This is a genomic window from Cellvibrio sp. BR (assembly GCF_000263355.1).
Lineage (GTDB): Bacteria > Pseudomonadota > Gammaproteobacteria > Pseudomonadales > Cellvibrionaceae > Cellvibrio.
On record NZ_JH668209.1, the window covers coordinates 87,002 to 100,400 of the forward strand.

15 protein-coding genes are annotated in these 13,399 nt (G+C 48.4%); 12 read left to right on the plus strand and 3 right to left on the minus strand.

The window, feature by feature from the left end; translation table 11 throughout:
- Nucleotides 1-101: 101 nt before the first annotated feature.
- Nucleotides 102-1,256: an MdtA/MuxA family multidrug efflux RND transporter periplasmic adaptor subunit gene (locus O59_RS20405; RefSeq protein WP_007646221.1), complete on the minus strand. Its 1,155-nt coding sequence runs from the start codon at nt 1,254-1,256 to the stop codon at nt 102-104.
- Between the two features lie 265 nt (nt 1,257-1,521).
- Between O59_RS20405 and O59_RS20410 the strand changes: the two genes are divergently transcribed.
- A complete protein-coding gene (locus tag O59_RS20410; RefSeq protein ID WP_157152679.1) occupies nt 1,522-3,036 on the plus strand; it encodes a sensor domain-containing diguanylate cyclase in 1,515 nt (504 codons plus the stop codon).
- Between the two features lie 4 nt (nt 3,037-3,040).
- Here the strand turns inward: O59_RS20410 and O59_RS21755 are convergent, their stop codons facing one another.
- Entirely contained in the window at nt 3,041-3,196 is a 156-nt protein-coding gene (locus tag O59_RS21755; protein WP_157152680.1) for a hypothetical protein, read from the minus strand.
- 141 nt (nt 3,197-3,337) lie between these two features.
- Between O59_RS21755 and O59_RS20415 the strand changes: the two genes are divergently transcribed.
- On the plus strand, nt 3,338-4,132 hold the full coding sequence (locus tag O59_RS20415) for a Crp/Fnr family transcriptional regulator (protein ID WP_007646226.1): 795 nt from the start codon (nt 3,338-3,340) through the stop codon (nt 4,130-4,132).
- A gap of 57 nt (nt 4,133-4,189) precedes the next feature.
- On the opposite strand, the gene O59_RS20420 is transcribed toward O59_RS20415, so the two are convergent.
- Nucleotides 4,190-4,408 (minus strand): hypothetical protein, encoded by a 219-nt coding sequence (locus O59_RS20420; protein WP_007646228.1) that lies wholly within the window; start codon nt 4,406-4,408, stop codon nt 4,190-4,192.
- Nucleotides 4,409-4,701: 293 nt separating this feature from the next.
- Between O59_RS20420 and O59_RS20425 the strand changes: the two genes are divergently transcribed.
- From O59_RS20425 to O59_RS20475, 10 genes are all read left to right on the plus strand, one after another.
- Complete coding sequence (locus O59_RS20425; protein ID WP_040393860.1) at nt 4,702-4,980, plus strand: BON domain-containing protein; 279 nt, start codon at nt 4,702-4,704, stop codon at nt 4,978-4,980.
- A gap of 33 nt (nt 4,981-5,013) precedes the next feature.
- Nucleotides 5,014-5,730 (plus strand): alpha/beta fold hydrolase, encoded by a 717-nt coding sequence (locus O59_RS20430; protein ID WP_007646231.1) that lies wholly within the window; start codon nt 5,014-5,016, stop codon nt 5,728-5,730.
- A 368-nt stretch (nt 5,731-6,098) separates the two neighbouring features.
- Nucleotides 6,099-7,598, plus strand: a complete 1,500-nt coding sequence (locus O59_RS21225) for an OmpA family protein (protein ID WP_007646233.1) — start codon at nt 6,099-6,101, stop codon at nt 7,596-7,598.
- Between the two features lie 22 nt (nt 7,599-7,620).
- Nucleotides 7,621-7,806 (plus strand): hypothetical protein, encoded by a 186-nt coding sequence (locus tag O59_RS22135; protein WP_007646235.1) that lies wholly within the window; start codon nt 7,621-7,623, stop codon nt 7,804-7,806.
- 18 nt (nt 7,807-7,824) lie between these two features.
- Nucleotides 7,825-9,528, plus strand: a complete 1,704-nt coding sequence (locus O59_RS20450) for an ATP-binding protein (protein ID WP_007646246.1) — start codon at nt 7,825-7,827, stop codon at nt 9,526-9,528.
- A complete protein-coding gene (locus O59_RS20455; RefSeq protein WP_040393832.1) occupies nt 9,525-10,385 on the plus strand; it encodes a response regulator in 861 nt (286 codons plus the stop codon). Before O59_RS20450 ends, O59_RS20455 begins: the two co-directional genes overlap by 4 nt.
- A 31-nt stretch (nt 10,386-10,416) precedes the next feature.
- Nucleotides 10,417-11,142, plus strand: coding sequence for a Crp/Fnr family transcriptional regulator (locus O59_RS20460; protein ID WP_007646250.1), 726 nt, complete (start codon nt 10,417-10,419; stop codon nt 11,140-11,142).
- A gap of 214 nt (nt 11,143-11,356) precedes the next feature.
- Entirely contained in the window at nt 11,357-12,490 is a 1,134-nt protein-coding gene (locus O59_RS21230) for a polymorphic toxin type 46 domain-containing protein (protein WP_007646251.1), read from the plus strand.
- An 18-nt stretch (nt 12,491-12,508) separates the two neighbouring features.
- Nucleotides 12,509-12,799: an immunity protein Tsi6 family protein gene (locus O59_RS20470; RefSeq protein ID WP_007646252.1), complete on the plus strand. Its 291-nt coding sequence runs from the start codon at nt 12,509-12,511 to the stop codon at nt 12,797-12,799.
- A gap of 228 nt (nt 12,800-13,027) precedes the next feature.
- Nucleotides 13,028-13,399, plus strand: a 372-nt coding sequence (locus tag O59_RS20475) for a hypothetical protein (protein ID WP_040393834.1), incomplete at its 3' end; no start/stop codon positions are given.

Genomic DNA, 13,399 nt, shown 5'->3' on the forward strand with positions numbered 1-13,399 from the left:
AATGCCTGGGTAGGTTGGAAAAGCGCAGCGCCTTCCGACACTAAAGCCAGATCACAAATTTATGTTGGGTTGATTGTCGGAAGTCGCTGCGCTCTTCCAACCTACATAATTTTTACGTCTTTGCCTTCGTGCAAGCGATCCAAGCCTTCCAATACCACCTGCTCACCTTCTTCCAAACCTTCTACCACCGCGACTTTAGTGCCTTCGCTTGCCCCCAACTTCAGTAGGCGCATAGCCGCTTTGCCATCTTTAATGGTGTAGACATAGGTGCCTTTGGAGCCGTACTGCACGGCATCCGCCGGAATGGTGATGGCATCGTTCAGGGTTTGTACCTGCAAGCGCGCATTCACAAATTGATTGGGGAACAGGCTGTCATCGCTGTTATCAAACTGGGCTTTTAGTTTAAGGGTGCCGGTGGCGGTATCTATCTGGTTGTCCAGGGTGGTGAGCTGGCCGGTTGCCAATAAACTCTGCTCGCTGCGATCCCACGCCTCTACCGGCAGGGTGCGGTTATTTTTTTGCGCATCGCCATAGGCGCCACGCACGGCAATTAATTGGTTTTCGGGGATGGTAAACATCACCGCAATCGGCTGGGTTTGGGTGATGGTGACCAACCCTTCGGCATCGCCGGTTTTGATTAAGTTGCCCACATCCACTTTGCGCAAACCGGTGCGGCCGGCAATGGGCGCGGTGATGCGGGTGTAAGAGAGCTGCAGGCGCGCATCATCCAATTGTGCGGTGTGATTTTTTAAGGTGCCGCGCAACTGTTCAACCAAGGCTTTTTGTTTATCAAACTGTTGTTTGGCGATGGAATTTTTGCTCAGCAGACTTTGATAGAGCGCCAAATCCTCCTCGGCATTTTTTAACTGCGCGCGGGTTTCCTGCAGCGTGCCTTCGGCCTGTGCCAGGCGCACTTGATAAGTGGCCGGGTCAATTTCGGCGAGTAAATCGCCCGCTTTTACCCGTTGCCCCTCTTCAAACAAAATACGCAATAACTGGCCGTCTACCCGGCTGCGCACGGTCACGGTATTGAGCGGTGCAACGCTGCCAATCGCTTTTATATAGACGGTTAAATTTTCTTTGGTCGCCGTGACTACATTCACGGGTGTTGGGCCCATCCAGGGGTTAGGTGGCGGCGGGCGTTTTTCTTCTGCGTCGCGAAAGCCAAAAAACCAAACGGCAAGCAGCACAATAGGCAGGGCAATAATGGCCAACCAACGTTGGCCGGGTGATAAACGTGCGAGAAAGTCGGGCATGGAAAAATCCGTATTAGAAGATCAGTCGATTAGGTAGGTCTTTGTTTTTGTTTTAAAAAGTAAACTACAGAATTTGTATTACGAATAGACCTATACGAGAGCCTAAGCATCCGCTATCACACGGGCAACCGCATTTACATTTCTCGACGTTTAGTTACAAGTGTGCAGAAAAGTGTTTTTGTACTGGCACATCAATCTGCGCGATTTGTATTACCTCAGCAGCTGGGCTTTACTTGATCAATCGGGATTGAGCTGGAGCCATTGCATGTTGATTGAACCGCGACAACGAGTGTTGTTATTGGTCAGCGTGCTGGCGATGTTTTGCATCATTACCTGCACCGCCACGTTTGCCCGTCATTTGTGGAAATTAAAAGCGGAAGTGGAGACAACATTTAAAAGCCGCCACGAACTGACACGCCAATTTGTTGCACTGCAGCGCGACCGGGTGCTGGTCATGCACAATTTATTGGTCGGGCGTTATGAAGTGGGGGTAGAGCCAGGCTCCCGCCCCTTAACCCTGAAGCAACATCCTGAACTCGGGGTGTGGGAATTACAGCAACACAATGCTATTGCCGGCAGTTTGACGGGCATGGGTGAGTTGCCCCTGCCGCTGCAAGTAGAGCGGGAAATTCATGCCGCGCTGGCGCTGGATGCCCAAATTACCCCGGCGTTGGAACTCGCAGAGGAAGTCGCCTGGCTTTATTACCAATCGCGCCATAATTTTATTTACATCGCCCCCAAAATTTCCCCCGCCGAGTTTCACTTTACGCCTGAACTTTACAACAGTGGTTATTGGCTGGAGGGCGGCGAACAAACTAACCCTTCGCGCCGTTTAGTTCTTAAAGGCCCCTACAAAGACATGGCCGGCAAAGGCTGGGTGATTACTTTTGCCCGGCCGGTCTACAGTGGCGATGAATTTCTGGGCATGGTGGCGCTGGATCTGAGCGTAAATACGCTGGAGCATTTGACCAATGTGGGAACGGCGACGGGCGAATCCATGTTGATCAGCGAGAATGATCGCCTTATCGCCCGCCAGAGTGGTTTTGCACCGGGCGTATTGTTGCACCCGCCGTTGAGCACCAGCCTCACGGAGTGGGACAAGGGTAAAGACGGTGACCTGTGGCTCAGCAGTTGGGTGATTGATGACGAACTCTGGCTGGTGCATCGCTTGACCCGCGCGCAATTGTGGCGTGCGGCCGCGCGCGACAGTGTGGGTGTTTGGTTTGTGGTGGTGCTGATTACGATTCTCGCCATTATGTCGCTGCGCCTGCAGCGCACACTGGCAGAAGTCACGCGCTTAACGCGGGTTGATCCACTCACCCAGGCATTTAACCGGCGCGGTTTTTTTGAATCGGCAGAAGTTGCTATGGCCGTTGCCAAGCGCCAACAGCTCAGCCTGGCGGTGTTGATGATGGATATAGATCACTTCAAAAAAATTAACGACACCTATGGTCACGCGGTGGGTGATGCGGTGCTGAAACAGCTGGGCGCTAATTTGTTAAACGCCTGTCGCCCCTCGGATGTGTTTTGTCGCTGGGGCGGTGAAGAATTTATTATGTTGATTGCGCTGGATAAAGTGGAAAATGCGCGGGATGTGGCCGAGCGCATGCGCAGCGCCGCCCAGCGCACGCGGATTACTACCGACAATAGCCCCATCACCTTGAGTGGCGGTTTGGTCATCCTGGGCTCCGAAGAACCCTTGGAAGAAGCCATTAACCGCGCCGATGCCTTGCTCTATGAATCCAAACAAGAGGGGCGCAATCGCATCACCTATGGTTAATGCATTACCTGCGCCGCAAGACAAAAGCGCGTTCGCCAATAACTACTGCTCCCAGCATCAACAAAAATAACAACAGCGCAACCCCGCCAAAAAGCGACGTAGTCGCGATTGCACTCATAAAAATAATTGCAAAAAAAACCGGCGTTATTCGATTGCTCATGATTTTCCCTCCAATAGCAAAATAATAAATTCTTCGGTGATGTTTAGGCGTAGTCTGTACGCTAACGTACATAGCTACCGCGATTGCTCGGCTAAGATGCTGACACCTGGATGTTCGATAGCACTTATTGGAGTAACGCCTATGCCACAAACAGCTAAATCCCCGTCATTAAAACCGCAACAAAATTATCTGATTGCCGCCTTGCCGGCCGAGGTACAAGCGCGCTTGCTCCCCAACCTTGAATTGATTGCACTGCCGTTAGGCAAAGTTTTGTATGAATCCGGCGGCACCCTGCGCCATGTGTATTTCCCTATCGATTGCATAGTGTCGCTCCTATACGTGATGGAAAACGGTTCATCGGCAGAAATTTCAGTGGTGGGTAAAGAGGGCATTATCGGTATCGCGCTGTTTATGGGGGGCGAAAGTACACCGAGTCGCGCCATCATCCAAAGCGGCGGTTATGCCTACCGCTTGCTGGGGCAAAAATTCAAAGAAGAATTTAATCGCCACACTGAAATGCTGATGTTGCTCCTGCGCTACACCCAATCGCTCATTACCCAAATGGCACAAACCGCCGTGTGCAATCGCCATCACTCTATCGATCAACAATTGTGTCGCTGGCTGCTGTTGTCGTTGGATCGATTGCCAAGTAATTGTTTAACCATGACGCAAGAATTAATTGCCAACATGCTTGGCGTAAGGCGCGAAGGTGTCACCGAAGCGGCGGGTAAATTACAAAAACTGGGCGTGATTGAATATTCGCGCGGAAAAATTACCGTGCTGGATCGCCCGCAGTTGGAGCAATTAACCTGTGAATGTTATGCCGTTGTAAAAAAAGAAACTGATCGGCTTATGCCTTGCCCATTAACCATTGCGTCGGTCATTCGCCCTTGCGAATTGCCGCGTATCTTGCGTATGCCTCCATGCGCGCAGTAACACAATTCCTTGTCTTACTGCACAATTTCTCCTTCCTAACTAAACCCCAGTTCATGACTAGGGTTTAATGCGCACAGCGAGCAATACTCCGCCCAGAATAATAAAACCAATGCCGAGCGATAAGGGAATGTTCACTCGCTGCTCTTCTTTTACGCTCAACTTCAGCGGGCCAATATTAGTTTCGTGTGTCTCCTTGGTGTAACTGAAACCGCCGTAAGCAAGACCGGCAATACCAATAATGATAAATGCCAGGGCGATAATTTTTTTCAGATCCATAAAGTTTGCTCTGTTATTAATAAAAGAAGCACATTCTGGAATTTGCGAGTGGCGGCTGTCGGTGCGCTAGCGTACATGCCGTGCGAACAAAAAAAATTATCGATTTAGGTGGTTCTGTGCCCTGCCGTACGGAGTTGGTGTAGCTAAACCGGCATGCTCTTATGGTCGTTTATTCATTCCTAAAGAGGCTTCCTATGAATACTTTTCATTTACCTGTTTTTACTAACACCGCCACAGCGACTACTGCGCAACTTGGCGCACGTGCTGCCCATGTTTTTAGCATTGCGTTATTAATGGCATTTTTATTCGCCGTACTGGTGGGTTGCAGTTCTACCTCCACCCGCTCAAGCACCGGCGAATATATTGATGACAGTGTCATAACCACGAAAGTAAAAGCCGCCATCCTTGAGGACAAAGAACTCAAAGTGACAGAAATTAATGTTGAGACTTTTAAAGGTGTGGTGCAGCTCAGTGGTTTCGTCACTTCACAAAGCGATATCAACCGCGCGGTGAGTGTTGCCCGTGGTGTCGGTGGTGTTAAATCGGTAAAAAATGATATGCGCATTAAATAGTGTTTTAGTTGCTTCTTATTATTGGAGAGTCACATGTTAGCTGCTCAATATCCGCATCTCGTTTTATTGCCTGGTTTGGTGAATGATTCACGCTTGTGGCAACACCAGGTATCCGGGCTTGCGGAAATTGCGCAGGTGACTGTTGGCGATTTAACCAAAGGCCACACCATCGCCGAAATGGCTTCGGACATTTTAGCCAGCGCGCCAGCCGGGCCATTTGCCTTGGCTGGTTTGTCGATGGGTGGTTATGTTGCACTGGAAATTATGCGCGAGGCGCCGGAACGGATTGTGGCGCTCGCATTACTGGATACCAGTGCGCGGCCCGATTCGCTTATTGCGCGCGACATGCGCAACGAAGCAATTGAACAGGCAGAATCCAATTACCAAGCGGTCATTGCAGCACTAATGCCTAAACAGCTGCACCCCATGCATATGGAGGATGCAGATCTCGTCAGTTTAATTACCGATATGGCAATGAGCCTGGGCAATAAAATTTTTATTCGTCAGCAGCGCGCCATCGCCGGTCGTATCGATAGTATTCCCTCATTATCATTAATTAAATGTCCAACGTTGGTGTTGTGCGGTCGCGAGGATGCACTGACCCCTATAGGTCTGCATCAGGAAATGGTGGCGGCAATAGAAGGCGCAGGTTTAATGATGGTGAGTGACTGCGGGCACCTCTCTGCGCTTGAACAACCACAGCGTGTTAATGAAGCGCTAATCCAATGGCTTGCAAAAATTATTCATTAATAAAACTCGTTGATTGCTAAATAATTTGATTCAGCAATTATTCACCGGGTAAAGCGACACTCTGAAATATTCACCTTTTGTTAAACCTGCGCATGCGGGTATGCCTAACACCAACAGGTTAAATTAACGGCACTGGTCTTTAATTGCGGCCACAAAAAAATATTGCTGAAAAATTGAACAATAAAATTGAAAAACCCGCATAAAAATTGAAACTCTTTAAAAATAACACTGTCTCCGTTTGCCAGCGCACCGATCTCACTGCTAGAAAACCAGATACTGGCCACCGAAGAAGCCGCTCAGCTTATTGAGCCTAAGGTCTGGCTGCGCACTCCGCGCAATCACGGACGGCACATCTCCCGGAGCTACACATGAAACACACACCAACTAATTTACACACCCAAAATATTTCACGCACCCAATCACTCAAGCCTACCCGTCTTGCATTGGCAATCAGCCTTGCAGCCATGGTGAGCAGCCCGGTATTGTTTGCGCAAGCTGACAACAAATACGACCTTACTTCAAATTGGTACGGCGGTTTAAATATTGGCCAGACCCACGAAAGTATTAACGACGGCGCAATCGCCCAAAGCGAAATCGGTGGTGGTTTAACGTCACTGACTGATGATGATCGCGACAACGGTTACAAAGTATTTGCCGGTTACCAGTTGAATGACAACTTCGCCATTGAAGGTGGTTATTTTGATTTGGGCCAATTCGGTTCGCGTGCCGTTAAAGGAAATGAAGGCGCACTAAAAACCCGTACCAAAACGCGCGGTTTTAATCTGGATTTGGTTGGCTCATTGCCAATGACTGAAAAATTATCGGCCTTTGCCCGTGCCGGTGCACATTACAGTGAATCGAAAGACCGCTTTCAAGGTAGCGATAACGTGATTGTTACCGATCGCCATCGCCGCGATCGCGATGTGAATTTTAAATGGGGTGGTGGTCTGCAATATGATTTCACTCAAAAATTCGGTATGCGCCTTGAAGCAGAGCGCTATGCCATTAACGATGTAATGGGCAATAACGGCAACATCAACATGTACTCACTCGGCGCGCTGTATCGCTTTGGTGAGCCAAATGCAGCACCGGCTGCAGCCTACGTAGAGCCAGTGACTCGCCGCGATCAAATGCGCGATGAATACTGCACCACGCTCGATGTGCAATTTGAAATTAACAATGCCGAAATCCAGCGCGAAGATTTAGAGCGCCTGGCGGTAGTTGGCACCTTCCTGAAAAAATACCCGGACACCAAAGCCGTTGTTGAAGGCCACACGGATAACGTCGGCACGCCTGAATCCAATATGGAATTGTCGCGTGATCGCGCTGAAAGTGTCATGAGTTATTTGGTGCGCGAACAACGTGTTGCCAGCTCGCGTGTTAGCGCCGTAGGTTATGGCGATACCCGCCCAATCGCCAGCAATGCAACGGAAGATGGTAAACGCGCTAACCGTCGCATCAATACCATGATCTCTTGTGCCAATGACATTGAAGGTTTAACGCCTGCTGCTGCACGGGTAACCATGGGTATGTTGGTTGAGTTTGATAACAACAGCGCCGCGGTTAAACCGCAGTACTACAATGAACTCGGTAAGGTTGCCAAATTCTTGAAAGAAAACAAAACCGTGACCGCCACTATTGAAGGCCACACCGCTGATTTGCAAACCACGCCGGCACTTGCGCAGGAGATCTCACTCAAGCGCGCACAAAACGTAGTGGATTATCTAGTAACCCAGGAAGGTATTGAGCGCTCGCGCTTGACTGCAGAAGGCTTTGGTAAAACCCGTCGCTACTCCTACAACACCAGTGCTGCTGGTCAACAGGATAATCGCCGCGTAAACGTAATTTTTGCTTACCCGCAAAAATAATTGCACCGGCAATAGCCGGATTGTGATCAAAAAGCCAGCATTTGCTGGCTTTTTGCATTTTCGGTGGGCCGGTGCGGCGCATTTATTTGCTCGCTATGTTAGCCAGCGTACAGACGAAGCCCTAAAAAATAATGAAGATGCGCGGTTGCCTGAAAAAGAGCTGCAAGTCTTGTCGCTCCGGATTTGTTGTAGAGGGGCGATCATTTAATTTTTAGGGGATAGGTACATGACTGATGCAGAAAAGAGTGCTGCTCCCCGGAACGATGCACACCCGCTGGAGGGTGTGACTGAGGCGATGCGGCAGCAGGCACTGTTAAAAACCGGTGCGTTGCAAAATGCGATTTTAACCAGTGCGAATTTTTCAATTATCGCGACTGATGAAAAGGGCGTGATTCAGTTATTTAATGTCGGTGCCGAGCGCACATTGGGTTATGCCGCCGCCGATGTAGTGAACAAAATTACCCCCAGCGATATTCACGACCCGGAAGAAGAATTGGTGCGCGCACAAGCGCTCAGCCTGGAATTGGGTACGCAGATTAGCCCCGGTTTTGAAGCGCTTTCATTTAAAGCCTCGCGCGGGATTGAAGATATTTACGACCTCACTTACATCTGTAAGGACGGCAGCCGTTTTCCGGCGATAGTCTCGATAACGGCGCTGCGCGATGATTATGACCATTTAATCGGCTATTTATTGATTGGCACTGACAGTTCGCAACGTCGGCAGGTTGAGTTGAAATTAAATCAGGCTATGGCGATTGCGGAAAAAGCCAACCTCGCCAAATCCGATTTTCTCTCCAGCATGAGCCATGAATTGCGCACACCCTTGAGTGCGATTTTAGGTTTTGCACAATTAATTGAATCGGGTAATCCACCACCAACCGACACACAAAAACGCAGCATCGATCAGATACTGCAAGCGGGATGGTATCTGCTGGAATTGATTAATGAAATTCTCGATTTGGCGTTAATTGAATCGGGCAAATTATCGCTCTCGCTTGAGCCTATGGGCTTGGCGGATGTGATGCTGGAATGCGCGGCGATGATTGAACCGCAAGCGCATAAACGCGGTATTCGTGTGACATTTCCGCCACTGGGCATGCGCTATTTTGTGAAGGCAGATCGCACCCGCGTTAAACAAGTGCTGATTAATTTGTTATCCAACGCCATTAAATACAACAGTGTTGGCGGCAGTGTCACTGTGACCTGTGAGGAGCGTGTGCCGGGGCGCATTCGTATTTCCGTGGAGGATACAGGCTCAGGTTTGGCGCCCGAACAAATCGAACAATTATTCCAGCCGTTTAATCGCCTTGGACAGGAAGCCAATGCGGAAGAGGGCACAGGTATAGGTTTGGTTATGACCAAACGGCTGGTGGAATTAATGGGGGGCGCCATTGGTTTGGACAGTGTGGTAGGGCAGGGCTGCGTATTTTGGGTGGAAATGGATTTAACCAATACCCGAGTGCAGGATGTCGGTGAAGTCAGTGATGAGCCGACAAAAACCTATCGCCAAACGAATGCTGCACAACATTTGTTGTTGTATGTAGAGGACAATCCCGCCAATTTGATGTTGGTGGAAGACCTGATTGCGCGTCGCCCGGACATTAAATTAATTACCGCGCGCGACGGCCTGGAAGGTGTTGCACTGGCGCGCAGTGCACTGCCCGACATGATTTTGATGGATATTAATTTACCCGGTATCAGCGGTATTACGGCGCTGCTTATTCTCGCCAAAGACCCAAGCACCAAACATATTCCGATTGTGGCACTGAGCGCAAATGCAATGCCGCGCGATATTGCCAAGGGCTTGGAGGCCGGTTTTTTCCGCTACCTCACCAAGCCCATTAAAGTGAATGAATTTATGGATACGCTCGATCTCACACTCAAACATGCTGATGCGCACCCGGCGCCACACGCGGGGCAACCCCTATGACGCTGACGACGATGGATTTGCTAAACGCAAAAATTTTAATCGTGGATGATCAGCTCTCCAATGTGCAATTGCTGGAGCAATTACTCAGCGAGGCGGGCTATAAAAATCTCAGCGCTACCCTCAACCCCTTGGAGGTCTGCGCACTGCATCGCCAGCACCAATACGATTTAATTTTGCTCGATTTACAAATGCCGGGCATGGATGGTTTTGAAGTGATGGCGGGTTTGCGTACCAATATTACCGACGCCTATTTGCCGGTTATTGTATTGACCGCCCAGCCCGCACATAAACTGCGTGCATTGCAGGCTGGCGCAAAAGATTTTATCAGCAAGCCGTTTGATTTAATTGAAGTGAAAACACGTATCAGCAATATGCTGGAAGTGCGTTTGCTGTATAAAAAATTGGAAGACTACAGCAAAGAACTGGAAGAAAAAGTGGCCGAGCGCACTGCAGAATTGCGCGAAAGTGAAGCGCGTTTTCGCAGCCTGACCGAGCTGGCCTCCGATTGGTATTGGGAGCAGGATGAACGCGGTTATTTCACCAAAGTGTCTGGCCCGGTACTGGATATGCTCGGCATTCGCGTCGATACACTGGATGGCAGCACCAAGGGTGATGACCCGGACGGATGGGACGCCGCCGAGCGCGCGCAATTACACGCGGCTATTGAAGCGCGCCAACCTTTTATTGATTTTGCGTTCAGCCGCACTTATCCCGACGGTTCACAGCAGCATTATCGTGTGAGTGGTGAACCCATGTTTGATCAAGCCTGTCGCTTTATCGGCTATCGCGGCATAGGCGTGCAGTGTAAACAAATGGTGTACAGCAATGCCCTTATCAACAATACCGCCAGTAGTTAATTCTGCACTCACAAAACCAAAGGGCGCATCGATGATTTCCGCTGAAAAAATGCAGACACCCCACCTGAATTTTTTACTGGGCGCACTACCTGCCGCCAATCTTGCGCCGCTTGAGGCGAATTTGGAATTAGTGCAACTGCGCCTGGGCGATATGCTTTACGAACCCAACACACAATTACAGCACGCTTATTTTCCCACGAGCGCCATAGTGTCGTTGCACTATGTCACTGCCTCGGGCGCCTCGGTGGAAATTTCCGGTGTGGGAAATGAAGGTATGGTGGGTATTTCGCTGTTTATGGGTGGCAACACCACACCCAGCTCCGCCATGGTACACACCAGCGGTTACGCATATCGCCTGGAGCGGTCGCTGCTAAATGCCGAGTTTGCAAACAATATTGCCCTACAAAAAATGCTGCTGCGCTACACCCAGGCACTTATCACTCAAGTCTCCCAAACCGCCGCGTGCAATCGCCACCACTCAGTGGAGCAACAACTCAGCCGCTGGTTGCTACTCACCTTGGATCGCATCACCTCGGGTGAATTTGTACTCACGCAAGAATTAGTTGCCAACATGCTCGGCGTGCGCCGCGAAAGTGTTACGGCTGCTGCAGCGAGTTTGCAGGGAAATGGATGCATTAGTTACCGGCGCGGGCACATATCCGTACTCAATCGCAAAAGCCTTGAGGGTTATGCTTGCGAATGCTACGCCGTAGTGCGGAAGGAAATGCAGCGGTTGTTGGGAGCAGCCCAAACCTGAACCAATTTACATCCCCAGTGCAGTCAATGTTAAGTACAACATTCTGCACTGGGGTAGTTATTCTCTGCTTCACTTGGCACACATAGTGCGCCCGCTCTTACCCGACTGGCATCACAGTTTTAACTCACTGATTCCTTAACTCTGGACATACAGCGTTGAATCCTTACACTGCGCGTTTAAGTTTCTACGCGATCATCAACACAAGGATGCAATTTTGGTCAATCTCATTATTAAAAGCTTTACTGGTCAGTCCTATGAGCTGACCAGTCGCTCAAATCCATCCCGTTCATCTTCAGCAAAACGCTACTCCAGCGATTCCTATTCAACCTTTCGCTTCGTTGCAACGCTGCCGCTGGCACCAGCGCAATGGGTGCAAATTCTAAAAAGCACTCATCAACGGCTCCCCGATTTTCACAGCAGTCATCCGGGAGAGGTGTATCAAGCTGTTGCCGAGGCGATTGTGCGGGGCGACTTGTCGCTCTATCAGCTGCCTTCAATGAATGCCAACCATTGTCTGGCGGGCAAAAAGGGTTTTGGTCTAAGCATCATCAAAGGCCCCAAACCCCACAGCGCAACTGATCTCAGCCCGGAGTCGATTAAAACGGCAGCTTCTGCCCAACAATTGTTGGCGGAATTAGGCATTAGCAATGAGGCGTTTTTAGGTTATTTGAGTGGCGAAAATCTCTACAACAGCTATCAAAAACGAAACCCTTTGGCCGAAGCCTTAGGGTTACTCGCTACTGGCGAATTGCTTGCCTACAAAATTCCCCTACCACCCAAAACTCCATCGGTAAAAGCGCAGGAATTTCTCCCGGTTACTGCAGCAGATAGACCGGTGCCTTTGGCGCCGGAGACGAATTTTCCTGTTGGCAGCAAAGCACCAACAAAGTCTGAGATTGCCAGTGCGGAAGGTAACTCTGATGAACAAGTAGCAGCAAGAAAGGAGGTCGCTTATGATTTCTATAAAAAAGAAGGAATGCCTCCCTCAAAAATAGAAGGACATACTGCGGGTATTGATTTTTCAAAGCCCGTTGAAATCATATCTTTGCCGGTTGGAAAAACGGTAAACCAATATCAAGTTCCGGGTGGTCCTCAAGGTAATTATTATGCAGAACCTGGCATACCACCGACCAAATTAGGCATTTCGGATAAAGCTAAAAATTGGAAAACAGGGGAGATTGTGACTAAGGAAGTAAATGTTTACGAAACTAACTCATCTGTTAAAGTTTTACGATCAACAGCTGCTAGAATAGATGATACTTGGTCAATACCAAATGAAATCACAAAAACAGATGGTGGAGCGGTGCAGTTTTTTACTATGCAATCCGGAAAATTTATTAAAAAATAAGTGTGAGTATTAAAAAGAATGAACTTATTAAACACTAATATCGCCCAAGCTCAGTCACTTGTAGATGCTCTTCTACAAGAAAATCCCGATTTTCCTTTGTGGCGTTCAATTAAAAATCAGCTTGACTTTATTGAAAGTGATTTTGAGGTGAGTGGTAGTTTTAAAAAAAAATCTGATCTGGAAATGGTAAAAAGAATAATTTTAGGTGTTCAATCAATAAGGGAGGTTGAGCCAGGTAATCCTGAGTTATCAGATCTTTTATGCGAAATTGACTATCAGTACAAAAAGCTATACGGGCTTGTAAAATAAATTTTGCAATGGTTGCTCAACGAAATAATCAGAAAGCAAGATTATTTGATTATTTTTTGCTGCAGTCGTTTTTTAGCATGTGATTAAGGAATTTTATTTTTAGCCTTCATTGTGTAATAGATACGAGTATCGTGTTGTAGAAACATTGACGTTTGAAAACAATCCGTCACCTATTTCTGGCATGACTAATGTCAAAACAATTGAACTAAAGCCGATAAGGGGGGTTAAATGAATCAAAAAATAATTTCTCAGCCCTTAGGTCTAATTGATCCAGATAAATTAAAAGTCAATGAGCAGTTTCTATTTTCTATTTATTATGAGATGTTTCCAGAAAAAAAGGTAAGGTTATATAAAAAAGATAATTACTTGGTAATACATACCGTATTTTGGAACAAGCTTAATAAATCTTGGAATATGACACAAAAAGAATTTCCATTGTCTGCTTTGCCCTGGCTTGTGGATCGTTTTGAAAATGGTTTTTTTAAACCACAGGATCAAGGTGGAGTCTCTGATTTTGAGCGTAGCCTGCGAAAAGAGTTTAATGGTGAGTTCATTGGCATTAATGCAATGGCACATTGCTGCGCAGAAAATTTACCGGGT